General features: G+C 56.4%; 19 protein-coding genes. 9 read left to right on the forward strand and 10 right to left on the reverse strand.

Annotated elements, in window-relative coordinates:
- Position 1: 1 nt before the first annotated feature.
- Genes gsiC through iaaA form a run of 4 tightly spaced genes read right to left on the reverse strand, consistent with a single transcriptional unit; the run spans position 2 to position 5351 of the window.
- Complete coding sequence (gene gsiC / locus ACMVME_RS05920; RefSeq protein WP_020884889.1) at positions 2 to 922, reverse strand: glutathione ABC transporter permease GsiC; 921 nt, start codon at positions 920 to 922, stop codon at positions 2 to 4.
- A 45-nt stretch (positions 923 to 967) separates the two neighbouring features.
- Positions 968 to 2506, reverse strand: a complete 1539-nt coding sequence (gene gsiB / locus ACMVME_RS05925) for a glutathione ABC transporter substrate-binding protein GsiB (RefSeq protein WP_068794421.1) — start codon at positions 2504 to 2506, stop codon at positions 968 to 970.
- A gap of 23 nt (positions 2507 to 2529) precedes the next feature.
- Positions 2530 to 4401, reverse strand: a complete 1872-nt coding sequence (gene gsiA, locus ACMVME_RS05930) for a glutathione ABC transporter ATP-binding protein GsiA (RefSeq protein ID WP_014169283.1) — start codon at positions 4399 to 4401, stop codon at positions 2530 to 2532.
- 11 nt (positions 4402 to 4412) lie between these two features.
- On the reverse strand, positions 4413 to 5351 hold the full coding sequence (gene iaaA, locus ACMVME_RS05935; RefSeq protein WP_068794879.1) for a beta-aspartyl-peptidase: 939 nt from the start codon (positions 5349 to 5351) through the stop codon (positions 4413 to 4415).
- Between the two features lie 188 nt (positions 5352 to 5539).
- On the opposite strand from iaaA, the gene moeA reads away from it, so the two are divergent.
- A complete protein-coding gene (gene moeA / locus ACMVME_RS05940) occupies positions 5540 to 6775 on the forward strand; it encodes a molybdopterin molybdotransferase MoeA (RefSeq protein ID WP_414743397.1) in 1236 nt (411 codons plus the stop codon).
- Between the two features lies 1 nt (position 6776).
- Positions 6777 to 7529: a molybdopterin-synthase adenylyltransferase MoeB gene (gene moeB, locus ACMVME_RS05945; RefSeq protein WP_040017000.1), complete on the forward strand. Its 753-nt coding sequence runs from the start codon at positions 6777 to 6779 to the stop codon at positions 7527 to 7529.
- Between the two features lie 40 nt (positions 7530 to 7569).
- On the opposite strand, the gene fsa is transcribed toward moeB, so the two are convergent.
- Positions 7570 to 8232: a fructose-6-phosphate aldolase gene (fsa, locus tag ACMVME_RS05950; protein ID WP_068795183.1), complete on the reverse strand. Its 663-nt coding sequence runs from the start codon at positions 8230 to 8232 to the stop codon at positions 7570 to 7572.
- 128 nt (positions 8233 to 8360) lie between these two features.
- On the opposite strand from fsa, the gene ACMVME_RS05955 reads away from it, so the two are divergent.
- The 4 genes from ACMVME_RS05955 (at position 8361) to ACMVME_RS05970 (ending at position 14080) form a co-directional block, all read left to right on the forward strand.
- Positions 8361 to 9260, forward strand: coding sequence for a glycyl-radical enzyme activating protein (locus ACMVME_RS05955; protein WP_068795071.1), 900 nt, complete (start codon positions 8361 to 8363; stop codon positions 9258 to 9260).
- A 4-nt stretch (positions 9261 to 9264) separates the two neighbouring features.
- Complete coding sequence (locus ACMVME_RS05960; RefSeq protein WP_068795072.1) at positions 9265 to 11697, forward strand: formate C-acetyltransferase/glycerol dehydratase family glycyl radical enzyme; 2433 nt, start codon at positions 9265 to 9267, stop codon at positions 11695 to 11697.
- 161 nt (positions 11698 to 11858) lie between these two features.
- A complete protein-coding gene (locus ACMVME_RS05965) occupies positions 11859 to 12674 on the forward strand; it encodes a Cof-type HAD-IIB family hydrolase (protein WP_025204614.1) in 816 nt (271 codons plus the stop codon).
- Positions 12675 to 12823: 149 nt separating this feature from the next.
- Complete coding sequence (locus ACMVME_RS05970; protein ID WP_068795073.1) at positions 12824 to 14080, forward strand: DUF1479 domain-containing protein; 1257 nt, start codon at positions 12824 to 12826, stop codon at positions 14078 to 14080.
- On the opposite strand, the gene ACMVME_RS05975 is transcribed toward ACMVME_RS05970, so the two are convergent.
- The gene (locus ACMVME_RS05975; RefSeq protein WP_068795074.1) at positions 14077 to 15150 is read right to left on the reverse strand and encodes a LacI family DNA-binding transcriptional regulator; all 1074 of its coding nucleotides are present in this window, start codon (positions 15148 to 15150) and stop codon (positions 14077 to 14079) included. The two genes, ACMVME_RS05970 and ACMVME_RS05975, sit on opposite strands and share 4 nt — an antisense overlap.
- 287 nt (positions 15151 to 15437) lie before the next feature.
- On the opposite strand from ACMVME_RS05975, the gene ACMVME_RS05980 reads away from it, so the two are divergent.
- Together ACMVME_RS05980 and ACMVME_RS05985 are read left to right on the forward strand one after the other, a co-directional pair.
- On the forward strand, positions 15438 to 16739 hold the full coding sequence (locus ACMVME_RS05980; protein WP_020884899.1) for an MFS transporter: 1302 nt from the start codon (positions 15438 to 15440) through the stop codon (positions 16737 to 16739).
- Positions 16740 to 16756: 17 nt separating this feature from the next.
- Entirely contained in the window at positions 16757 to 19120 is a 2364-nt protein-coding gene (locus ACMVME_RS05985; RefSeq protein WP_068795075.1) for a TIM-barrel domain-containing protein, read from the forward strand.
- 76 nt (positions 19121 to 19196) lie between these two features.
- On the opposite strand, the gene ACMVME_RS05990 is transcribed toward ACMVME_RS05985, so the two are convergent.
- Positions 19197 to 20792, reverse strand: coding sequence for an ABC-F family ATPase (locus ACMVME_RS05990; RefSeq protein ID WP_014169271.1), 1596 nt, complete (start codon positions 20790 to 20792; stop codon positions 19197 to 19199).
- Between the two features lie 221 nt (positions 20793 to 21013).
- Between ACMVME_RS05990 and ldtB the strand changes: the two genes are divergently transcribed.
- Positions 21014 to 21934 (forward strand): L,D-transpeptidase, encoded by a 921-nt coding sequence (gene ldtB / locus ACMVME_RS05995; RefSeq protein ID WP_025204618.1) that lies wholly within the window; start codon positions 21014 to 21016, stop codon positions 21932 to 21934.
- Positions 21935 to 22004: 70 nt separating this feature from the next.
- On the opposite strand, the gene ACMVME_RS06000 is transcribed toward ldtB, so the two are convergent.
- Genes ACMVME_RS06000 through ACMVME_RS06010 form a run of 3 tightly spaced genes read right to left on the reverse strand, consistent with a single transcriptional unit; the run spans position 22005 to position 25487 of the window.
- Positions 22005 to 22721 carry a GntR family transcriptional regulator gene (locus ACMVME_RS06000; protein WP_014169269.1) on the reverse strand — a complete coding sequence of 239 codons (717 nt, stop codon included), beginning with the start codon at positions 22719 to 22721 and terminating at the stop codon, positions 22005 to 22007.
- 15 nt (positions 22722 to 22736) lie between these two features.
- Positions 22737 to 24059: a PTS sugar transporter subunit IIC gene (locus tag ACMVME_RS06005; protein ID WP_068795076.1), complete on the reverse strand. Its 1323-nt coding sequence runs from the start codon at positions 24057 to 24059 to the stop codon at positions 22737 to 22739.
- Between the two features lie 51 nt (positions 24060 to 24110).
- Positions 24111 to 25487, reverse strand: a complete 1377-nt coding sequence (locus ACMVME_RS06010; RefSeq protein ID WP_032677737.1) for a glycoside hydrolase family 1 protein — start codon at positions 25485 to 25487, stop codon at positions 24111 to 24113.
- Between the last annotated feature and the right edge of the window lie 121 nt (positions 25488 to 25608).

A 25608-nucleotide genomic window follows, 5' to 3' on the forward strand; every position in this document is an offset into this window, starting at 1 on the left:
TTTACTTATACCTGATGGCCGGGTTAATGGCGGCGTAGAGCACATCCACCACTAAGTTGATAAGAATAAATTCCAGTGAGAAAAGCAGGACTTCGGCCTGAATAACCGGGTAATCACGCATTTCGACTGAATCCACCAAAAGACGTCCCAGTCCCGGCCAGTTAAAGACCTTCTCCACCACAATCGAGCCGCCCAGCAGAAAACCAAACTGGAGCCCCATCATCGTCACCACCGGGATCATCGCGTTACGAAAGCCGTGTTTGAGGATGACCCATTTCTCGCTGACCCCTTTCGCCCGGGCGGTGCGAATATAATCTTCGCTCAGCACGTCAACGAACGAGGCGCGGGTAAAGCGGGCCATCACGGCTGCAACAGCCGCGCCCAGCGTCATTGAGGGCAGAATGTAGTGTTTCCAGGTGTCGGCCCCGACCGTCGGCAGCCAGCCCAGCTCCACGGAGAATATCTGCATCAGCAGCATCCCCAATGCAAATGCCGGGAAGGAAATGCCCGTGACGGCCAGAGCCATACCGAGCTTATCCGGCCAGCGGTTGCGCCAGACGGCAGCGACAATTCCTGCGCCAAGACCAAACAGCACCGCCCAGCTCATGCTGGCAATGGTTAACCAAAACGTGGGCATAAAGCGGCTGGCAATCTCTTCCGACACCGGACGACGTGACACCATAGAAGTGCCAAAGTCACCCTGCAGAACGTTGCCAATATAGTGGAGAAACTGCATATACAAAGGCTGGTCGAGGCCCAGTTGTTTTCGCACCAGCGCGATAACCGTTGCATCCGCATCTGACCCTGCAACCAGACGTGCCGGATCGCCCGGCAGCATATGAACAAACAAAAACACCAGCACCGCCACAATCAGCAGCGTCGGGATAAGCCCCAACAGGCGTTTACAAACATAATTCAGCATGCCTTTCCCTCTCATCCCACAGGCGGTGGCCTGCGGGCATGAGTATTATTTTAAATCTGCTTCATCAAAGCTAAAGCCCGTATCCGGCATGATGTAGAACCCGGTCAGCGCTTTGTTATGCGCGGAAACCAGTTTTTCCACCACCAGCGGTACCCACGGTGACTCTTTCCAGATGATATCCTGCGCCTCTTTATACAGGCGCGCTTTCTCTTCCGGTTTGGTCGTTTTCAGGGCATCCGCCAGGTCTTTATCCACCTTCGGGTTGCTGTAGAAGGCCGTATTGAACAGGGTCGGCGGCCAGTTCTGTGAGGCGAACAGCGGCGACAGCGCCCAGTCCGCTTCACCGGTAGAGGCCGACCAGCCGGTGTAGAACATCCGTACGCCGCTCTCTTTCTGCCCTTTCCCTTCCACTTCAGCCGCACGCTGACCGGCATCCATCGCGGTGACCTGCGCCTTGATACCTACCTGCGCCAGCTGCTGCTGGGTAAATTGCAGCACCTTCTGAGCGGTACTGTGATTATGCGACGACCAGAGCGTGGTGCTAAAGCCGTTCGGGAAACCCGCCTCTTTTAACAGCTCACGCGCTTTGGCCGGATCGTAAGGCCACGGTTGATAGTTTTGCGAATAGGCGATCGCCGGAGGCAGCACGCCGGTAGCCGGCGTGGCATAGCCAGCAAAGGCGACTTTTACCAGCGCCTGGCGGTTAATGGCGTAGTTGATGGCCTCTCGCACCTTTGGATTATCAAACGGCTTTTGCGTCACGTTCATGCTGATATAGCGCTGCATAATGGACGGGCTGGCGACCAGCTCCAGCTTGCTGTTTTTCTGCAGAATGGCGGCTTGCTCATAGGGGATCGGGAACGCGAACTGCGCCTCGCCGGTCTGCAGCATCGCCGCGCGGGTGTTGTTGTCCACCACCGGACGCCAGGTAATGGTGTCCAGCTTCGGCAGGCCCGGCTGCCAGTAACCCGCAAACTTCTTAACCTTCACAAAGTCGGTCTGGTTCCAGGTGAGCAGCTCGTAGGGGCCGGTACCCACCGGATGGAACCCGATCTCTTTGCCGTATTTTTTCAGCGCGGCGGGCGAAATCATCGCCGTGGCCGGATGCGCCAGAATATTGATAAACGCCGAGAACGGCTCTTTCAGGGTGATCTTCACCGTCGTCGGGTCGACCACCTCGGTGCTGGCGATGTTTTTATACAGGTTGTAGCGCTTGAGGCTATTTTCCGGGTTGCTGGCGCGATCGAGGTTTATCTTCACCGCCTCCGCGTTGAAATCTGTACCGTCCTGGAACTTCACACCGGTTCTGAGCTTAAGGGTATACACCAGCCCGTCGCTGGAAACGGTATACCCTTCCGCCAGCACATTTTTAAGTTTCATCTCGCTATCCAGGCCAAACAGCCCTTGATAGAACGATTTCGCCACCGCCTGGGAGAGCGTATCGTTGGCATCATACGGATCCAGCGTGGTGAAATTGGAACCGACGGCGACCACCACATCTTTGGCAGCGAACGCCGGCGCGGCGGCCAGGGCTGCCGTCACGCTCACGGCGAGTAACCATCTGCGCGCTACAAATTTAACCATTGTGTTCTCCTGCCTGTTTTAAGTTATAACCGCGAGAATGCATTGTCCTGACGCGGGGGGGCCACAAAATGCCCTGGGCCAACCTCGCGCAGCGCCACGCGCTCCACCGCCTCGCCCCGTTTACGAATATTGCTCGGCATTTCGTCCTGCAGCAGCACACGCTGGCCGTGGCGATGCTCAGGGTCGGCAACCGGCACCGCGGCAATAAGTTTGCGTGTGTAAGGGTGTTGTGGATTTTCAAATACCGCCCTGCGCGGTCCTATCTCCACAATTTGTCCCATAAACATCACCGCGACACGGTGGCTGATACGCTCAACCACCGCCATGTCGTGTGAGATAAAGAGGAAGGCAATCCCCATATCCCGCTGCAGGTCGAGCAGTAAATTAATGATTTGCGCCCGGATAGAGACATCCAGCGCCGAGACGGATTCATCTGCAATCACCACTTTCGGGTTAAGTGCCAGCGCGCGGGCAATGCAAATACGCTGCCGCTGACCGCCCGAAAACTCGTGCGGATAACGCCAGGCATGTTCCGGCTTCAGCCCCACGCGCTCGAGCAGCCAGGCCACCCGACGCTGCGCGGCTTCACCGTCGAGCAGGTTATGCACCCGCAGCGGCTCCATAAGTGAATACCCCACCGTGTGGCGCGGGTCGAGGGAGGCATACGGATCCTGAAAAATAAACTGGATATCCCGCCTCACCGCCTGCAGTTTGCTGTCCGGAAGGGTATCAATGCGTTCCCCGTTAAAGGTTATGCTGCCCTCCTGGGACTCCACCAGCCTGAGTAGCGCCCGCCCGGTGGTGGATTTCCCGCAGCCCGACTCTCCCACCAGCGCCAGCGTTTCGCCTGGCCATAAATCAAAACTGACGTTTTCAACCGCATGCACCTCGCGCTTCACGCGGTTAAACATTCCGCTGCGCAGGGGAAAACGGGTCACCAGATCGCGCACTTCCAGAATCGGCTTTCCGGGTACCACGGTATCCTGCTCGATTTCATCTTCCTGCTGGCCTGCCGCTTCGAGAGAAATCAACGGGAACCGGCGCGGTAAATCGCTGCCGTTCATCGCCCCCAACCGCGGAACCGCCGCCAGCAGCGCTTTGGTGTAAGGATGAACCGGCGCATGGAAAATTTGCTCAACCGTGCCGGTTTCCACGGCGTTGCCCTTATGCATGACCAGCACGCGATCGGCAATATCGGCGACCACGCCCATATCGTGGGTGATGAAAATCACCCCCATCTCCATCTCCTGCTGCAGCACTTTGATAAGCTGCAGAATTTGCGCCTGAATAGTCACATCCAGTGCCGTCGTGGGTTCGTCGGCAATCAGCACCGCGGGACGGCAGGAGAGCGCCATCGCAATCATGACGCGCTGACGCATACCGCCGGAAAGCTGATGCGGGTAGCGTCCCAGAATGGCCTGCGCTTCCGGTATGCGTACCAGGTCGAGCATGCGTTTCGCTTCACGAAGCGCCTCATCACCGCTCAACCCCTGATGCAGGCGGATGGACTCGGCAATCTGTTCCCCGACCGGAAAGACCGGGTTCAGCGAGGTCATCGGCTCCTGGAAGATCATCGCAATATCGGCCCCGCGCACGCTCTGCATCTGCGAGGCGCTCAGCTCATTTAAATCAATGACCTGGTGGTTACGCCGGCGCAGCAGCATTTTTTCGCAGCTGACCTGTCCGCCGGTCTGTTCCAGCAGACGCATCAGCGCCAGTGCGGTGACCGATTTCCCTGAACCGGACTCGCCTACAATCGCCAGCGTTTCGCCGCGGTTGAGCGAGAATGATAAATTCTGTACTGCGGGGATGAACTGCCGCTCTTCCTGAAACGCAATATTCAGTTGATGGACAGCCAGCACTTCACGGTTGTCCAGCTCTTCACTGTGCGGCACGCTTTGCCCCCTTATTCACGATAGATCCCCGTACTGGGTTCATCACCGGCATAACCCCACGCGCGGTACATACCTTCGCTGTTAAACGGCAATGCCACGTTGCCCTCACGATCCACCGCAATTAACCCACCGACACCCCCCAGCGCGGGCAGTTTCTCCATCACCACGCGCTCACAGGCTTCGGCCAGGCTTAACCCGCCGTAATCCATCAGCGCGGTGATGTCATACGCCGCGAGGGCGCGAATAAACACTTCACCGGTTCCGGTGCACGACACTGCCGCCGTGGCGTTATTGGCATAGCACCCTGCCCCCGGTAATGGACTGTCACCTACCCGGCCCGGCAGTTTGTTGGTCATTCCGCCGGTCGACGTGGCCGCAGCCAGATTCCCGGCTTTATCAAGAGCCACCGCCCCTACCGTGCCCATTTTGCTGCGCTCATCGAGCGGCGCGGTATGGTCAAGCTGCGTCACGTTTGCCGAGCGCGCCTCAAGCAGCTGTTGATAACGCTCCGGCGTTGAAAACAGATCGGGAGAAACTGGCGTCATGCCATGTTCCGCGGCAAACGTCTCCGCCCCGGCCCCGGTCAGAAGAACATGCGGGCTCGCCTCCATCACCAGACGCGCGGCCAGCACCGGATTACGCAGATGGCTCACCCCCGCGACGGCGCCCGCTTTAAGGGTGACACCGTCCATGACGCAGGCATCCAGCTCGTGCGTTTCATCGCGGGTAAAGACTGAACCAACGCCCGCGTTAAACAACGGGCACTCTTCCAGCAGACGTACCGCCTCGGTAACCACATCCAGCGCGCTCTCGCCCGCCTCCAGCATCCGCTGGCCCGTTTCCACAATGGCATACAGCGCATCAATATAACGTTTTTCCTGCTCGGGACTGAGCAGGGCACGGGTGATTGCCCCGGCGCCACCATGAATTGCGATTACCGCATTAACCATTCCCATCACCCGTTAGCCTGATTTGCGGCTTTTTCTATAAATATCATTATCGTCGCTGAAACTTCAGATGATTTTTGAATATAGAAAGACGCAACTGTGATGTAAAGCGTACACCCATCGGGTCATACAGTTAGTGGCACTTTTCTGCCATAATGGACGCTTTCGTCGTTACTCCGCAGGAGCCCACCATGGATTTTACCGCCGGACTGATGCCGCTTGAGGCGGCACTCACGCAGATGCTTGACCGAATTTCCCCCCTGCACGACCACGAGACGCTGCCATTGGTGCGCTGTTTTGGTCGTATTGCCGCGCGCGATATCGTCTCTCCGCTTAACGTGCCTGGGTTCGATAACTCCGCAATGGACGGCTACGCGGTACGCCTGGCGGATATCCGGACGGATACGGCGCTGCCCGTGGCGGGGAAAGCATTTGCCGGACAGCCGTTTAACGGTGAGTGGCCTGCGGGTACCTGCGTACGCATCATGACCGGTGCCCCCGTACCGCCAGGCTGCGAAGCGGTGGTGATACAGGAAGAGACCGAACAAACGGAAGCGGGCATCCGCTTCACCGCGAGTGTTAAAGCGGGACAGAATATCCGTCGTACCGGTGAAGACATCACGCGTGGCGCAACGGTATTTGCCGCCGGGCAGAAACTGACGGTGGGCGAACTGCCGGTGCTGGCCTCGCTCGGCATCGCAGAAATTGACGTTATCCGTAAGGTACGCGTGGCGGTCTTTTCCACCGGCGATGAACTCCAGCTTCCGGGCCAGCCACTGCAGGACGGCCAGATTTACGACACTAACCGCCTCGCGGTACACCTGATGCTTGAACAGCTGGGGTGTGAGGTCATTAACCTTGGCATCATTGCGGATGATCCGGAGAAACTGCGCGCCGCGTTTATTGAAGCGGACCAGTCTGCGGACGTGGTAATTAGTTCCGGCGGCGTTTCCGTAGGTGAAGCGGATTACACCAAAACCATTCTTGAGGAGCTGGGGGAGATCGGCTTCTGGAAACTGGCCATCAAGCCGGGCAAACCATTCGCGTTTGGTCAGCTGAAACACAGCTGGTTCTGCGGCCTGCCGGGTAACCCGGTTTCCGCCGCCCTGACCTTCTACCAGCTGGTGATTCCGCTGCTGGCAAAACTGTCTGGTAACCACCAGGCCCACCCGCTGCCGGTTCGCCAGCGCGTACGAGCGGCGACGCGCCTGAAGAAATCACCGGGCCGTCTTGATTTCCAGCGCGGTATTCTGACGCGCAACGCTGAAGGCGAGCTGGAAGTGAGCACCACCGGACACCAGGGCTCGCATATCTTCAGCTCGTTCAGCCAGGGCAACTGCTTTATCGTTCTCGAGCGTGAACGCGGCAGCGTGGAGCCGGGTGAATGGGTTGAGGTGGAAAGCTTTAACCACCTCTTCGGAGGCTAACATGACGGCTGAACTCAGCGACCAGGAGATGATGCGCTATAACCGCCAGATTGTTCTGCGCGGTTTTGATTTCGACGGCCAGGAAGCGCTTAAGGCAGCACGGGTGCTGGTCGTAGGGCTGGGGGGGCTGGGCTGCGCTGCGGCCCAGTATCTGGCCGCGGCGGGGGTGGGCAATATGACGCTGCTGGATTTTGATACCGTGTCGGTGTCGAACCTTCAGCGCCAGACGCTGCACAGCGACGCGACCCTCGGCCAGCCCAAAGTGGAATCGGCCCGCGCGGCGCTGGCGCGCATCAATCCTCACGTGAAGTTCACCCTGATTGACGCCCTGCTGGATGATGAGGCGCTGTCGGCACAGATAGCACGACACGATCTGGTGCTGGACTGTACCGATAACGTCACCATTCGCAATCAGTTGAATGCAGGATGTTTTGCCCACAAAACGCCGCTGGTCTCCGGTGCCGCCATTCGAATGGAAGGCCAAATCAGCGTCTTTACCTACGCCGGGGGCGAACCGTGCTATCGCTGCCTGAGCCGTCTGTTTGGCGAGAACGCCCTCACCTGCGTGGAGGCGGGCGTCATGGCTCCGTTAGTCGGCGTTATAGGTTCGTTGCAGGCTATGGAAGCGATCAAAGTGCTGGCGCATTACGGGACGCCTGCCGCGGGGAAAATCGTGATGTATGACGCGATGACCTGCCAGTTCCGCGAGATGAAACTGATGCGCAACCCCGGCTGTGAGGTATGCGGACGCTAAATGGTAGCCGGGCAAGCGTTAGCATAACCCGGCAACCGTATCAGAGCGTCGTTCTGCCAAACGCCCCTTGCCAGTCCTGCTCAAACTTCACTATTGCCGCATCCACCGCAGGCGAAGTAATAAATTGCTGAGCAACATCCAGCGGCAGGGTGATGGATTCACAACCTGCCAGCAGGCAGTCCAGTGCCTGACGCGGCGTTTTGAAGCTCGCGGCCAGCACTTTTGACTGCGGGGCATGCAGCGTCAGAAGCTGCTGCAGTTCAACCACCGTCTGGATCCCGTCCCCGCCCTGCGCGTCCACGCGGTTAACGTAAGGGGCAACATACTCAGCGCCCGCCAGCGCGGACAGCATCCCTTGTGCTGCACCGTACACCGCCGTACCCAGCGTCGGGATCTCTTCCGCTTTCAGCATTTTGATCGCCGCCAGACCTTCCGCCGTTACCGGCACTTTAACCACCAGGTCGTTGATAATGGTGCGCAGTTTACGCGCCTCTTCCACCATCCCTTCAGCGGTGGTCGCCATGACCTGCGCGAACAGGCGACCTTTCCCACCGAGCGCATCCTGCAGCGCCGGTAGCAGCGCCTCGAGTGGCGTTTTCCCTGCCGCCACGATACTGGGGTTCGTGGTCACGCCCGCCAGCGGGAAGATACGCGCCAGCCGTTTCACTGCCGCGACGTCAGAAGTATCGAGATAAAGTTCCATGATGTAACCCTCAAATTTAGCCTGCATTTACCCTATCACGACAAAACCTGCTCAGGAGTTGACCTGCATCAAGATAACTTTCATTCGAAAGTAATTTAATCTTCATATGCAAGATGAGAGGCGAAAACATGATCTTCAATATTCAGCGTTACTCTACCCACGATGGCCCCGGTATTCGTACCGTGGTGTTCCTGAAAGGCTGCTCGCTGGGCTGTCGCTGGTGCCAGAATCCGGAAAGCCGCTCCCGCCACCGGGATGTGCTCTTTGACGCACGGCTGTGCCTGGAAGGCTGCGACCTGTGCCAGAAAGCGGCGCCGGGCATTATCGATCGTGCGCTGAATGGGCTGGTTATCCACCGTGAAAAGCTTAACGAAGAGATTCTTGACGCCCTCACCGACTGCTGCCCGACGCAGGCGCTCACCGTCTGTGGTGAAGAAAAGCAGGTTGAAGAGATTATGTCCACCGTACTGCGCGACAAGCCGTTCTATGACCGCAGCGGCGGTGGGATAACCCTGTCCGGCGGTGAACCGTTTATGAATCCCGATCTGGCTCATGCCCTGTTTAAAGCCAGCCATGAGCAAGGCATACATACCGCCGTGGAAACCTGTCTCCACGTGCCATGGCATTATATTGCACCGTCATTACCGTATGTCGATTTGTTCCTGGCGGACCTGAAACACGTTGATGGCAGGACGTTCAAACAGTGGACCGACGGTTCCGCCAAACGGATCCTTGGTAACCTGAAACGCCTGGCCGCCGCCGGTAAACAGGTCACCATCCGCGTACCGCTGATTCAGGGCTTCAACGCCGATGAAGCGTCGATTACCGCCATCACCAATTTTGCCGCAGACGAACTCAACGTCCGCGAGATCCATTTTCTGCCGTACCACACGCTGGGCATGAACAAATATACCCTGCTCGGCCAACCCTACTCTGCCCCTGATAAACCGCTGGATGATCCTGCGCTTCTGGACTTCGCACAGCAGTACGCCTGCCAGAAAGGGTTAACCGCGACCTTACGAGGATAAACTTATGACGACCCTGAATCTCAGCACCCTTAGCGAGCGCATAAAAGCACACAAAACGGCCCTCGTGCATATCGTGAAGCCGCCGGTCTGTACCGAGCGCGCCCTGCATTACACCGAGATGTACCAGCAGCATATGGACAAGCCGATCCCGGTGCGTCGCGCGCTGGCGCTGGCGCATCACCTCGCGCAGCGCACCATCTGGATAAAACACGATGAGCTGATCATCGGTAACCAGGCCAGTGAAGTCCGCGCCGCGCCAATTTTCCCGGAATACACCGTCTCGTGGATTGAAAAAGAGATTGACGATCTGGCGGACCGTCCGGGCGCAGGCTTTGCGGTGAGCGAAGAAAACAAGCGCGTATTGCATGAGATCTGCCCATGGTGGCGCGGCCAGACGGTGCAGGATCGCTGCTACGGCATGTTCACCGACGAGCAAAAAGGGCTGCTGGAAACCGGCATTATCAAAGCGGAAGGTAACATGACCTCCGGCGACGCACACCTGGCGGTTAACTTCCCGCTGCTGCTGGAGAAAGGCCTCGATGGTCTGCGCGACAAAGTGGCCGAGCGTCGTTCGCGTATCAACCTGACGGTGCTCGACGACCTTTACGGGGAACAGTTCCTGAAAGCGATCGATATTGTGCTGGAAGCGGTCAGCCTGCACATCGAACGTTTCGCCGCGCTGGCGCGTGAAATGGCGGCAACCGAATCCCGTGAAAGCCGTCGCGACGAGCTGCTGGCGATGGCAGAAAACTGTGATGTAATCGCCCATCAGCCGCCAACAACCTTCTGGCAGGCGCTGCAGCTGTGCTACTTCATCCAGCTTATTCTGCAGATTGAGTCCAATGGCCACTCCGTCTCGTTTGCCCGCATGGACCAGTACCTCTATCCGTACTACCGCCGCGACGTGGAGCTGAACCAGAGCCTCGACCGCGAACATGCCATCGAGCTGCTGCACAGCTGCTGGCTGAAGCTGCTGGAAGTGAACAAAATCCGCTCCGGTTCGCACTCCAAAGCTTCAGCGGGTAGCCCGCTGTATCAGAACGTCACCATCGGTGGACAGACGCTGATCAACGGTGAGCCTATGGACGCAGTCAATCCGCTCAGCTACGCGATTCTGGAATCCTGCGGTCGCCTGCGCTCCACGCAGCCAAACCTGAGCGTGCGTTATCATGCGGGCATGAGCAATGACTTCCTCGACGCCTGCGTGCAGGTGATCCGCTGCGGCTTTGGTATGCCCGCGTTCAACAACGATGAGATTGTTATTCCGGAATTCATCAAGCTCGGCGTCGAAAAAGAGGATGCCTATGACTATGCCGCGATTGGCTGCATCGAAACCGCAGTGGGTGGCAAATGGGGTTATCGCTGCACCGGCATGAGCTTTATCAACTTCGCCCGCGTGATGCTGGCAGCGCTGGAAGGCGGCCGCGATGCCACCAGCGGTAAGGTATTCCTGCCACAGGAGAAAGCACTCTCTGCCGGTAACTTCGATAACTTCGAAGAGGTGATGGCGGCGTGGGATACCCAGATCCGCTACTACACCCGCAAATCTATCGAGATTGAGTATGTGGTAGACACGATGCTGGAAGAGAACGTCCCCGATATTCTCTGCTCAGCGCTGGTGGATGATTGTATAGAACGCGCGAAAAGCATCAAACAAGGCGGCGCGAAGTATGACTGGGTGTCAGGCCTGCAGGTGGGTATTGCTAACCTGGGCAACAGCCTGGCCGCGGTGAAAAAACTGGTCTTCGAACAGGGTACGATAGGTCAGCAACAGCTGGCCGCCGCTCTGGCCGATGATTTCGACGGGCTGACCCACGAGCAGCTGCGTCAGCGGCTGATCAACGGCGCGCCAAAATACGGTAACGATGACGACAGCGTGGATATGCTGCTGACCCGTGCCTACGAAACCTATATCGCCGAGCTGAAGCAGTACCATAACCCGCGCTATGGCCGTGGTCCGATTGGCGGTAACTACTATGCCGGCACGTCATCTATCTCCGCGAACGTGCCGTTTGGCGCGGCAACGATGGCAACCCCGGATGGACGTAAGGCGCATACTCCGCTGGCAGAAGGAGCCAGCCCGGCCTCCGGTACTGACCACCTCGGCCCGACGGCGGTAATTGGCTCTGTCGGCAAACTGCCAACCGAAGCGATCCTCGGCGGGGTACTGTTAAACCAGAAGCTCAATCCGTCGACGCTGGAAAATGACAGTGACCGTCAGAAACTGATGGTGCTTCTGCGTACCTTCTTTGAAGTGCACAAGGGCTGGCATATTCAGTACAACATCGTTTCGCGTGAAACGCTGCTGGAAGCGAAGAAACACCCGGACCAGTATCGTGACCTGGTGGTGCGCGTCGCAGGGTACTCCGCGTTCTTTACCGCCCTGTCGCCGGATGCGCAGGACGATATTATTGCGCGTACCGAGCACACGCTTTAACTCTCTTCAGACTTATGCCCTCTCCCATCAAGGAGAGGGAACCTGTCTTTAAGCGGCAATTTCGGTTGCCGCTTTGCTTTGACTTTCGAATGAAATTAAATTTGTGCTCTCCGTCACCTTGTTATTAGAATGTTTCAAACGCAGTGACTCAGGAGCACAGTATGACCGTAAAAGTTATCGTCACCGATATGGACGGAACTTTCCTTGATGATGCCAAGCAGTACGACCGCGACCGCTTTCAGGCACAGTTTGAGCAGCTTAAAGCCCGTGATATTGAATTTGTTGTCGCCAGCGGCAACCAGTATTACCAGCTCATCTCCTTCTTCCCGGAACTGAAAGATCAGATCTCCTTCGTGGCGGAAAATGGCGCGCTGGTGTTCGATCACGGTGAGCAGATTTTTCACGGTGAACTGACCCGCCATGAGTCGCAAATTGTCATTGGCGAGTTGCTGAAAGACAACGCGCTCAACTTTGTGGCCTGTGGGCTGGAGAGCGCCTACGTCAGCGAACGGGCGCCGGACGCGTTTGTGGCGCTCATGTCAAAGCACTACCACCGCTTAAAACGCATCCGTGATTACCGCGAAATTGACGACGTGCTGTTCAAATTCTCCCTGAATCTGCCGGACAGCGATATCCCGAATCTTGTCGACAAACTGCACGTCTCCCTCGACGGGATTATGAAACCCGTCACCAGCGGTTTTGGGTTTGTCGATTTAATTATCCCGGGCCTGCACAAAGCCAACGGCATTAGCCGTCTGCTGAAGCGCTGGAAAATCTCCCCACAGGCGTGCGTGGCCATCGGCGACAGCGGCAACGATGCGGAAATGCTGAAGCTGGTGAAATACAATTTTGCCATGGGCAACGCGGCGCAGAGCATCAAAACGATCTGCCGCTACAGCACGGATGACAACAACCATCAGGGCGCACTGAATGTGATTCAGGCCGTGCTTGACGACCACTCCCCGTTCGACGCGTAATCTCTCTCTTGCCGGAGCACTGCTCCGGTACCTCACTCTTTTTCCATCCTGTGGCACTCGTCAAATATTTAAACTTGCATTAACTAATTTTTAACTTAAAGTATCACTTGTAGATATTTTTACTTTCGAATGAAAGATGCGAGGCAGTTATGACGTTTACCAGTGAAAGTTTGCCTGAGGACCATAAAGCAGCGATTCGTCAGTTGAAGCGTGAATTACGAGCGCAGATCGGAGACGTTCAGGCGGTATTCGACACGCTCAGCGATAAAATCGCGACCCGCGTGGCGGAAATTAATGCCCTGAAGAACAAAGGTGAAACCGTCTGGCCGGTTATCCCGTTTGCGGATGTGAAAAACGGGACGATCACCCAGGCACAGCGTGACGCGGTCAAACGCCGTGGCTGCGCGGTGATTAAAGGTCACTTCCCTCGCGAGCAGGCGCTGGCGTGGGATCAATCGATGCTCGACTACCTCGATCTCAACCGGTTTGATGAGGTCTATAAAGGTCCGGGCGATAACTTCTTTGGTACCTTAACCGCCTCACGTCCGGAAATTTACCCTATCTACTGGTCGCAGGCGCAAATGCAGGCTCGCCAGAGTGAAGAGATGGCGCAGGTACAGTCGTTCCTGAACCGTTTATGGACATTCGAGAGTAATGGCAAACAGTGGTTCGATCCGGACGTCAGCGTCATTTATCCGGACCGTATTCGTCGTCGCCCACCGGGTACCACCTCTAAAGGGCTGGGCGCGCATACCGATTCCGGCGCGCTGGAGCGCTGGCTGCTGCCGGCCTATCAGCAGGTCTTTGCCCGCGTTTTTGACGGCAACGTGGATAAATACGATCCGTGGAACGCCGCACACCGTACCGAAGTGGAAGAGTACACCGTGGATAACACCACAAAATGTTCTGTATTCCGCACCTTCCAGGGCTGGACGGCGCTGTCAGATATGATCCCGGGTCAGGGGTTGCTGCATGTGGTGCCGATCCCGGAAGCGATGGCCTACATTCTGCTGCGTCCGCTGCTGGATGATGTCCCGGAAGATGAACTCTGCGGCGTCGCGCCGGGGCGTGTCCTGCCGGTCTCCGAGAAATGGCATCCGCTGTTAATCGAAGCGCTGAGCAGCATTCCTGCACTGGAAGCAGGCGATTCCGTGTGGTGGCACTGTGACGTCATCCACTCCGTTGCACCGGTGGAAAATCAGCAAGGCTGGGGCAACGTGATGTATATCCCTGCCGCCCCGATGTGCGAGAAAAACCTCGCCTATGCGAAAAAAGTGAAAGCAGCGCTGGAAACCGGTGCATCGCCGGGCGATTTCCCGCGCGAAGATTATGAAAAAAACTGGCAGGACCGCTTTACCGTGAACGATCTGAATATTCACGGCAAGCGTGCCCTGGGTATGGCTTAACTGTCGTATAACCCTTCCCGCTCCACGGCGGTGCGTCGTTTCCCCTGACGTATCCGCCGGACAGATCCCCGCACGGCCAGCGTGCCGTTAAGCAATAACGTTCCCACCGGCGCATCCGGGCGCATCAGCCGTTGCTGAAGCATATGCACCGCTTCGGTTCCCAGTTCATCGCGCGGTACGTGCACCGCCGTGAGCGGAACATCCTGAATGGCCGCCAGATTAAACCCGTCAATGCTCATCACCGAGATATCCTGCGGCACGCGCAAGCCCTGTTTTTGCAGCGCACTGATGGTGCCCGCCGCCATAAAATCGCCGCCGACCAAAAATGCGGTGGGCAGATCCTTACCCTGCATTTGACGGAGCCAGGAGGTGACCAGCTCTTCCGTTTCACGCGCGCTGAAGCTCGGAGCCACCAGCAGATCGCGTTTATCGTTGAATTTCAGGTTGTGAGATTGCCACGCATCGCGGATCCCGGCCAGACGCAGTTCCATGGTGTAACGCCGCAGGCAGAGGACAATCATCACCTCACGGTGTCCCATTTCAAACAGATAGTCCGCGGCCCGCTCACCTATCGAGCGGTGGTCCGGTGCCACTGCAGGCAGGCGCATATGCCGGTCGCGGCAGTTAATCAGCATGCAGGGTTTACCCACATCCACCGCCAGATCGTGGATATGCGGATCGTCGATACCGAGAAGAATAGCGGCCTGTGTCTCCGGCTCGTTCATCCGTGCCAGAAAAAGCTGTGCGTCGCTGTCATTCTCTTCCAGCGCGCAATAACGCAGACGGACATCGTGGGAAGCAAGGCCTTTACTCACGCTCTGAATCACGCGGTAGTAAAAGATGTCGGACCGCTCGTCAAAGGCGCGCTGTGGCGCAAAAACCACCAGGCTGTTGAGCAGTAGACGCCCCGCCGCCAGACCGTCCATCACCCCCAGCTCCCGCGCACAAGCCAGTACTCTGGCGCGCGCTTTTTCACTGGTGTTCGCTTTTCCTGCCAGCACCCGCGACACGGTGCTGATGGAGAGCTGTGTGCGGGCGGCAATTTCGGTGATTTTTAGCCTTTTGTCCATTTTGTGATCTGGCTCCATTTGCGAAATGAAAAAATTTTCATAGCGTACTCATCAGGCAGTAACTGGCATGAAAAGCATCATGCCAGATGATTTATGTCATTGATGAGAAATTTTGCACAAAATCCACTATTGCCCGCTCATTTTCTCCCTTAAGGTGAATTTGTCACACCACTTCCATACTAGTTGTATAGCAACTTCGAAATTAAAACGGATAGAAATCAAAGCCATAAAAATCTGTGTGACACCTGAACCTCCGTCCCCTTACCGTCCGTCTTGTGGAGAGTAAAATGAGTCAGGACATCAATAACACCGTTGCGACAAGCAAAACCCGTCGCGTCATTAAGAACCTGCGCTGGTATGTGCTGGTGCTGTTCTTACTGGGCGTCACCGTTAACTACATCACCCGAAACTCGCTGGGTATTCTCGCCCCTGAGTTGAAAGAGAGCCTTGGGATCACCACCGAGCAATACTCCTGGATCGTCGGGGCATTTCAGATTGCCTACACCATTTTCCAGCCTCTGTGCGGCTGGTTGATCGACGTGATTGGTCTGAAGATTGGCTTTATGGTTTGCGCCGGGATCTGGGCGCTGATGTGTATTTTCCACGCCGGGGCGGGCAGCTGGCTGCACCTGGCTATCTTGCGCTTCTTTATGGGTGCATCTGAAGCGGCCGCCACGCCGGCGAATGCGAAAACCATTGGCGAATGGTTCCCGAAATCGGAACGTCCTGTCGCGGCCGGTTGGGCGGGCGTAGGGTTTTCCATTGGCGCGATGCTGGCACCGCCCATCATCTATTTCGCGCACGCCTCGTTTGGCTGGCAGGGCGCATTTATGTTTACCGGCGTGCTGGCGCTGCTGTGGGTGATCCTCTGGTGGGCTTTTTACCACAACCCGGAACAGCATCCGAACCTGAGCAAGGACGAGCTGGCGTTTATCAAGCAGGATAACGAACCGCCTGCGGTAAAACTGCCCTTCCTCACCGCGCTGAAAAATGTCTCCAAAAATAAGCGCTTCTACGGTATCGCCCTTCCGGCGTTTATGGCCGAACCGGCCTGGGCCGTGCTGAGCTTCTGGGTTCCGCTGTATCTCGCCAAAGAGCACGGCATGGATTTGAAGCAGATTGCGATGTTTGCCTGGCTGCCGTTCCTTGCCGCGGACCTCGGCAGCGTGGCAAGCGGCTACCTCACCCGTCTGTATGCCCGACTGTTCGGCTGCAGCCGTGTGAACTCGGTGGTGGCCAGCTCCGTCACCGGCGCATTCCTGATGATCTCCCTGGCGGTCGTGGCCATTACCCGCGACCCGTATATCACCATCGTGCTGATCTCCATCGGCGGTTTCGGGCATCAGATCATCTCCTGCATGCTCAGCGCCCTGGTCGTGGAGTCATTTGATAAAGGTCAGATGGCGACCGTTAACGGCATGCGCGGCTCGGCGGCCTGGATCGCCAGCTTCCTGTTCTCCCTGTTAATTGGGGTGACCGCCGACAAAATCGGCTTTAACCCGCTCTTTATTGCCATGGGGTTTTTTGACCTGATTGGCGCTGTTTTCCTGGTGGCATTTATTGCTGAACGTCGCGCCAAGCGCGCCTGATAGTGGATGTATTGCATATGAAAACCCTGAAAAACTGGACCGTTGATAAGCAGTCGGCACACCATCTGGAACTGCTGGTCGATAACCAGCACCGTCTGTGCCTGTATGTGCTGGAAGAAAATCTGTTCCGCGTGCTGATTAAACGCAAAGGTGAACTGACGCTGGATCGCACCTGGAGCATCGCCCCGCAGCAAGATGTGCCGTGGGAAGGTCGCCGCCGCGACGATCTGAGTGGTTTCACCTGCCCCGCCTGGACGCTAACGCAGCAGGACGACGTACTGACGGTTGCTACCGAACAGCTGCGTGTGACCGTGCATCAGCCGCTGTGGCTGGAGTGGCACTACCGCAATGAGGCGGGTGAGTGGCAGCCACTGGTCAACGACCGTCCAACCAGTGCCTATCTGCTGAATGCCCATGGCGACGGTGCGGCGCACTACCTGAGCCGCCGCAAGGATGAACGCTTCTACGGTCTGGGTGAGAAAGCCGGCGATCTGCAGCGTAACGGTAAACGCTACGAGATGCGCAACCTCGATGCAATGGGCTACAACGCGGCCAGCACCGATCCTCTGTACAAACATATTCCGTTCACCCTCACCCGTCGCGATGACGTGAGCTACGGTCTCTTCTACGACAACCTGAGCAGCTGCTGGCTGGATCTGGGCAACGAGATTGACAACTATCACACCGCCTATCGTCGCTGGCAGGCGGAAGCGGGCGACATCGATTACTACCTGTTCACGGGAAAACGGGCGCTGGACGTGACCAAAGCTTTCGTGCGTCTGACCGGGAAAACGCTCTTCGGGCCGAAATGGAGCCTGGGTTACAGCGGTTCGACCATGCATTACACCGACGCGCCGGATGCGCAGAACCAGCTGATGAACTTTATTCGTCTGTGCGAAGAACATGCTATTCCCTGCGACTCGTTCCAGCTCTCTTCGGGCTATACCTCGATCAACGGCAAGCGCTACGTCTTTAACTGGAACCACGACAAGGTGCCGCAGCCGAAGGTGATGACCCAGGCCTTCCACGACGCGGGGTTAAAGCTGGCGGCCAACATCAAGCCATGCCTGCTGCAGGATCACCCGCGCTATAACGAAGTTGAGGAAAACGGGTTGTTCATCCGCGATTCAGAAACCGACGCGCCAGAACGCTCCAGTTTCTGGGATGACGAAGGTTCTCACCTCGATTTTACCAACCCACAGACGGTGAAATGGTGGCAGGAAGGGGTAACCACGCAGCTGCTTGAGATGGGGATCGACGCCACCTGGAACGACAACAACGAATATGAAGTGTGGGATGGCGAAGCCCGCTGCCACGGCTTTGGCAAGGAAATCGCGATCAAGCACATTCGCCCGGTGATGCCGCTGCTGATGATGCGTGCCTCGCTGGAAGCGCAGCAGCGTTTTGCCCCGGAAAAACGTCCGTATCTCATTTCCCGCTCCGGCTGCGCGGGCATGCAGCGTTACGTCCAGACCTGGAGCGGCGATAACCGTACCAGCTGGGATACCCTGCGCTATAACACCCGCATGGGTCTGGGAATGAGCCTGTCCGGGCTGTTTAATGTGGGGCATGATGTCGGTGGTTTTTCTGGCGACAAACCCGACGCGGAACTGTTCGTACGCTGGGTGCAAAACGGCGTGATGCATCCGCGCTTTACTATTCACTCATGGAATGATGACCACACCGTTAACGAGCCGTGGATGTATCCGGGCGTGACGCCGGCTATTCGTGGTGCCATTGAATTACGTTATCGTCTGCTGCCGTACCTTTATACCCTGCTCTGGCAGGCGCATGCTGACGACGAACCGATGCTACGCCCGACCTTCCTCGACCACGAACACGATGCGCAGACGTTTGAAGAGAACGATGATTTCCTGCTGGGTCGCGACCTGCTGGTGGCCAGCGTGGTGGAGGCCGGGCAGCGCGAGCGACGCGTCTGGCTGCCGGATAACGAAACGGGCTGGTACGATTTTTACACCCACGAGTGGTTCGCTGGCGGGCAGTGGATCGTACGTGATGCGCCGCTGGAGAAATTGCCGCTGCTGGTACGTGCCGGTGCGGGTCTGCCGCTCAGCGAACGCATTACGCATGTCAGCGCGGAAAAAGACACTATCCGTGAGCTGAAACTGTTCCCGGTGAAAGGCGTCGGTTCAACCGCGGGCCTGCTGTTTGAAGACGATGGTGAAAGCTGGGGCTATCAGAACGGCAATGCGCTGTGGGTGGAATGGGACATGGCATGCGACGGTGCCACCATCAACCTGAAGGTCAGTGCGCGGGGAGATTATCGTCCGGCGTGGAAAGCGCTGAAGATATCGTTACCGGCCGGGGAAAAACGCACGCTGCTGGTGAATGGTATTGAAGGGAGTGAATGGGTGGTCTAGTACGGCCTGATGCCCGCTCCCACAGGGAGAGGGCATCAAACACAGGCCCGGTAGGCGTATCGCCACCGGGCTTTTTTTAACTCTCGATACCTTTACTGCGCAGGTAATCTTCGTAGTTACCGGTGAAGTCCACCACGCGCTCAGGCGTAATTTCGATCACGCGGGTCGCCAGCGAGCTGACGAATTCACGGTCGTGAGAGACGAAGATCAGGGTCCCCTGATACATCTCCAGCGCCATGTTCAGCGATTCGATAGATTCCATATCCAGGTGGTTAGTCGGTTCATCCATCACCAGGATATTGGGTTTTTCCATCATCAGCTTGCCGAACAGCATGCGCCCTTTTTCACCACCGGACAGCACTTTAGCAGGCTTCTTGATGTCGTCCTGACTGAACAGCAGACGACCCAGAATGCTGCGCACCGCCTGCTCGTCATCGCCTTCCTGCTTCCACTGGCTCATCCAGTCGAAGACGGTCAGGTCGTTTTCGAACTCGTATTCATGGTCCTGTGCGTAGTAACCAATCTGCGCGTTTTCAGACCACTTCACGGTACCGTTATCCGGCTGCAGTTCGCCGACCAGGGTTTTCAGCAGGGTGGATTTACCCACGCCGTTGGCACCCAGAATGGCGATCTTCTCGCCCACTTCCAGCAGCAGGTTAAAGTTTTTAAACAGCGGACCGTTTTCAAAACCTTTAGCCAGGGCTTCCACTTCCAGCGCATTACGGAACAGTTTCTTGTCCTGCTCGAAGCGGATGAATGGGTTCTGACGGCTGGACGCTTTCACTTCATCAAGCTTGATCTTGTCAATCTGGCGCGCACGAGAGGTCGCCTGGCGAGATTTGGAGGCGTTCGCGCTGAAGCGGCTGACGAAAGACTGCAGATCAGCAATCTGGGCTTTCTTCTTGGCGTTATCCGCCAGCAGACGTTCACGCGCCTGCGTGGCTGCCGTCATGTACTCATCGTAGTTGCCCGGATAAACGCGCAGCTCGCCGTAGTCCAGGTCCGCCATGTGTGTACACACCATGTTCAGGAAGTGACGGTCGTGCGAGATGATGATCATGGTGCTGTCGCGATCGTTCAGCGTCTGCTCCAGCCAGCGGATGGTGTCGATGTCCAGGTTGTTCGTTGGTTCGTCAAGCAGCAGGATATCCGGATTGGAGAACAGCGCCTGCGCCAGCAGAACACGCAGTTTCCAGCCTGGCGCGACTTCGCTCATCGGGCCGTAATGTTGTTCTACCGGAATACCCACACCCAGCAGCAGCTCGCCCGCACGCGCTTCCGCAGAGTAGCCATCCATTTCGCCGTACAACACTTCGAGATCGGCCACTTTGTAGCCATCTTCTTCACTCATCTCCGCCAGCGCGTAGATGCGATCGCGCTCCTGCTTCACTTCCCACAGCTCCGCGTGTCCCATGATAACGGTGTCAAGGACGGTGAACTCTTCAAAGGCGAACTGATCCTGACGCAGCTTACCGATGCGCTCGTTTGGATCGAGCGAAACGTTGCCCAGCGTCGGCTCTAAATCACCGCCGAGGATTTTCATAAAAGTAGATTTACCGCTACCGTTGGCGCCAATCAGGCCGTAACGGTTGCCGCCGCCAAATTTGACGGAAATGTTTTCGAACAGCGGCTTACTGCCAAACTGCATAGTGACGTTGCTGGTAACTAACACGGGGAGATTCCTGCGAAAAGTGTGATAAACACGGCATTATGCCACAATTCCGAATTGAGATCCCGCGTTGCGGCAATCCGCTAAACTTTAACAAAATCGAAAAAAATGTGATTTCGTACACATCTGAATTCCCTGTTAGCGGGAATGCACATATAATGCGCTCCCATCAAGATTCAGACTTATCAACTCATCGCCGGAATGGCTTAGATACCTCGCACAACATGAACATGAAATTAACAACGCTTTTTGCGGCGGCGTTAGCCGTAGTAGGTTTTTGCAAAACCGCTTCTGCGGTGACTTATCCGCTGCCGACAGACGGTAGCCGTCTGGTTGGTCAAAACCAGGTGGTCACGGTGCCTGAAGGTAACGCTCAGCCACTGGAATATTTCGCGGCGCAGTACCAGTTGGGCCTGTCTAACATGCTGGAAGCGAATCCGGGTGTTGACCCGTATCTGCCTAAAGCCGGTACCGTGCTGAACATTCCTCAGCAGCTGATCCTGCCGGATACCGTCCATGAAGGTATCGTCATCAACAGCGCGGAAATGCGTCTGTATTACTACCCGAAAGGCACCAACACGGTTATCGTGCTGCCAATCGGTATCGGTCAGCTGGGTAAAGACACCCCAATGAACTGGACGACCAAAGTTGAGCGTAAGAAAGCAGGCCCAACCTGGACGCCAACCGCCAAAATGCACGCAGAGTACATCGCTGCGGGTGAACCCCTGCCAGCTGTTGTACCGGCAGGCCCGGATAACCCAATGGGTCTGTACGCGCTGTACATTGGCCGTCTGTACGCGATTCACGGGACCAACGCCAACTTCGGTATCGGCCTGCGCGTAAGCCACGGCTGCGTACGTCTGCGTAACGAAGACATCAAATTCCTGTTCGAAAACGTGCCGGTCGGAACCCGCGTCCAGTTCATCAACGAACCGGTTAAAGCGACGTCTGAGCCGGATGGCAGCCGTTACATTGAAGTACACAACCCGCTGTCCACCAGCGAAGACCAGATCAACAACAACGAAATCGTTCCGGTTACGCTGAACAGCGCGGTGCAGTCCGTGACCTCTCAGCCGGATGTAGAGACAGCGATTGTTGACCAGGCCGTTCAGAACCGTTCTGGTATGCCAGTGCGTCTGAACTGACCTTCTGCCCGGTGGCGCTTTGCTGACCGGGTCTGAGAATAAAAAAGCGGGCTCTGATGCCCGCTTTTTTTTATCCGTTATTGACGATAACTATCCCGCCGTGGTCGTAACGGTAGTGACAGTGGGCATACTCAAGCGGTGTGCCATCCTCCAGATAGATAACCTGCTCCACCTCCAGCACCGGATCGGTCTGCTCGCAGATAAGGTGTTGCATATCCAGCGCGTTCGGTTTTAGCGCCCGCACCACCCGGTACGACCCCATAATTTTCAGCCCCAGCGTCTCCTGCACGTAGCGGAACACGGAGCCTTCAAGATGGCTTTTATTCAGACCGGGCACCAGATTAAGCGGCATTACGGTGGAGTCCAGCGACATCGGCTCACCGTTGAGCAGACGCAAACGAACAAAGTCATAGACAGGCGCATCGGCGTTAATCATCAGCGAGGCCTGCTCCTTCTCGTTCGGAAAGCGCAGCTCGAAATGGACCACGACGCTGGAAACGGTGCCCAGATGCTCCCAGGTTTTTGTTGCGCCGAAGTAGTCGCTGCCGGAAAGATCCCACTGCGAGAGTTGCAGGAAATTTTTGCGGATAAACGTCCCCTGCCCCTGACGGGTATAGATCAGCCCTTCCACGATTAACTGGCGTATGGCCTGCTGTATGGTCATCCGGCTGGTGCTGAACTCCGCCGCCAGGGCAAACTGGTCCGGGAGCGGTTCGTTGGCGGCGTATTGCTGGCTAATAATGCGTTTCTTAATTTCCCGCGCTATGGTGATGTACTTCGCCGCCATCGTCCTTCCTTTTTGTTAGTTTTCTGTCCCGCTGTTTTTTAATGCCACTCTCTCGGCAATTTTGAGGAAAGGCAGGTAGAAGAATACACCAAATACAATGATTGCCAACTGCACGACCACGGCGCGCCAGTCCCCTGCCGTTGCCAGCCAGGCGCTCAGAATGGGCGGGGTTGTCCACGGGATCATAACCACACAGCGCGACATTAACCCCAGGGTAGTACAGAGCCACGCAAACCAGATACCTATGGCAGGTAGCAGCACAAAGGGGATCATCAGCGGCAGGTTGAACACAATCGGCAGGCCAAAAATGACCGGCTCGTTGATGTTAAACAGGCCCGGCGCCAGCGACAAACGGGCCACCTGTTTCGCCGATTTTTGCCGTGAGAAGATGAAAATGGCAATCAACAGGGAAATCGTGCTGCCGGTCCCCCCCACCATACCAAAGGTCGGTACAAAGATATTATTGATGATATGTGGGACAGGCTGACCATTGGCAAAGGCCAGCATATTCTCGTTGGTGTTGATCAGCAGAAACGGCTCCAGCACCACGCTGTTAACCACCGACTGATGGATCCCAAGCGTGAACAGGAAGTTACCAAAGCTATAGATAAAAATCGTGCCCGGCAGGCTGGTATTGATCAGGCGCAGCGGCTGCTGAATAAAAGTGGTGATCAGATGGATGAGATCCGTGTGCAACACGTTCGCCAGAAGCGCGGCCAGTATGGCAAACAGGGAAAGCGTCAGGATCGTCGGGATCAGCGCGGTAAACGATTTACTGACCGCCGGCGGTACATTTTCACCTAAAGAAATGTGCAGCGCTTTCAGACGAGAAATGGCGATAAACAGTTCCGTTGAGAGCAGACCAATCAGCACCCCGGCAAAAATGCCGGTTGAGCCAATATTGGAGAACGTCAGCACCTGCGTGACGTTCACCGTGGCGTCGCTGCCGACGGGCGTGAGCTGTAAGCGCATCGGCATCATAATGATAAAACTGCTGATGGCGATAACCACTGCCGAGACCGGGTTGTCGAAGTCTTTGTTGCGTGCCAGCGACCAGGCAATCATCGGTGCCAGCAACAGCGCGGCGATATTCAGCGTACCGTTAATAATCGCCTCGCCCCACACCTTAAAATGCACCAGCGTGTCGCCTTCAAAAATCCATGGAAATACCACGTTATTCACCAGCACCGCCAGACCGGCAAGGATGAAAATGGGCATGACCGTGGCGAAGGCATCGCGCAGGGAACGCAGGTGCACCTGGTTTGCCAGGCGCGCCGAGAACTCAACAAATCTGTCGACAAAAGACTGCATATGCGGTGTTATTTTTGTTTCAGACATAGCGGATATTTCCCTTCAATCAGTCACAAAAACGGCCCGGCAGCGTACGGCTTACATCTCGCGTCCGTTGGTATGGATAACCTGTTTCAACCATGCGTAGCTCTTCTTCGGTACGCGCTTTAAGTCTTTCAGGTCGTGGTTTTCACGGTTCACATAGACCACGCCGTAACGCTTACGCATGTCTCCCTGTGAACTCAGAATGTCGATTAAGCCCCAGCCGAGGTAACCGATCACCTCTGCGCCATCCTCAAACATGGCTTGTTTCATCGCCTCGATATGCGCCCGGTGGTAGTCAATACGGTAGGTATCTTCAATCGGATTCACACCGTCCCAGGACTCGATCACCCCAATACCGTTTTCAATCGGGAATACCGGCATACGCCAGTCGTTGTAATAGCGGGTGATGATGGTGCGAAAGCCCAGCGGATCAATCTGCCAGTTCCATTCGGTCGCTTTCAGGTACGGGTTATTTTTATCACCGTGCAGAAGGTAATCGTTGACCGGCGTTCCTTCGGGGATCGCATCGCTGTCGAGGGTTTTACTGGCGTAGTAGCTGAAGGCCATATAGTCGTTTTTGGTACGCGCCAGCAGCGCAAGATCCTCAGCGCGGTAGATATCCGCAAAACCTTGCTGTTCAACGACCGCCATCACCGCCGGGCTGTAACCCTGGCCGGCAAAGACGCGCAGCAGGTTCTGGTTGAGGAATTCGTCATACTGCTGGGCGCAGAAGATATCACGCGGTTTACAGGTCGCCGGATAGACCAGCTGGTGCGCCAGCATACCGCCCATCAGCTGGCCCGGACGGGTCTGGTGCAGGTATTCGGTCAGGGTCATATGCGCGACCATGGTGTGGTGCTGCAGTTCATACAGCTCGCGCAGGGTTTTCTCGCCTTTCATATAGCCCGAGATCCGGAAGGCTTCCGGCATGTGGAAGATGTTCTGCTCGTTAAACGTCAGCCAGTACTTCACCCGGTCGCCGTAACAGTCGATCATCTTTTTGCCGTAGCGGATAAACGCGTCCATCACACGGCGATCGTTAAAACCGTTGTACTCCTGCGCCAGCGCCAGCGGCATATCGAAGTGGTAGAGGCAGATCATCGGCTCAATGCCGCGGGCAATTAAATCGTCAATAAAGCGGTCATAAAAGGCGATACCTTCGTCGTTGAAGTCACCGTCGCCCTGTGGACATACGCGGCTCCAGGCGATCTGAAAGCGGTAGCAGTTCATGCCCAGATCCTGCATCAGGTCGAAATCTTCCCGATAGCGGTGGTAGGAATCGGTCGCGACTTTCCAGTCAGAAACGTTCTCCCCGGCTTCGCGAATGTCATATACCGACATTCCCTTTCCTCCCTCATTCCAGGCCCCTTCCGTCTGCATACTGGATACGGAATTGCCCCATAAAAAATTGGCTGGCAGAAATTGATTCATGATCGCTCCCTATATGACTAGTCATTTAAAATTTCATGACTAGTCATATAGGCGAAGACGAAAAATCAATCAAAGAGGAGGATCGTTTTTTGTGAGCAAGGCGGGAAAAAAACCCGGTCAG

It is taken from the genome of Enterobacter cloacae complex sp. 2024EL-00711, from assembly GCF_047529885.1.
GTDB classification, from domain to species: domain Bacteria; phylum Pseudomonadota; class Gammaproteobacteria; order Enterobacterales; family Enterobacteriaceae; genus Enterobacter; species Enterobacter ludwigii.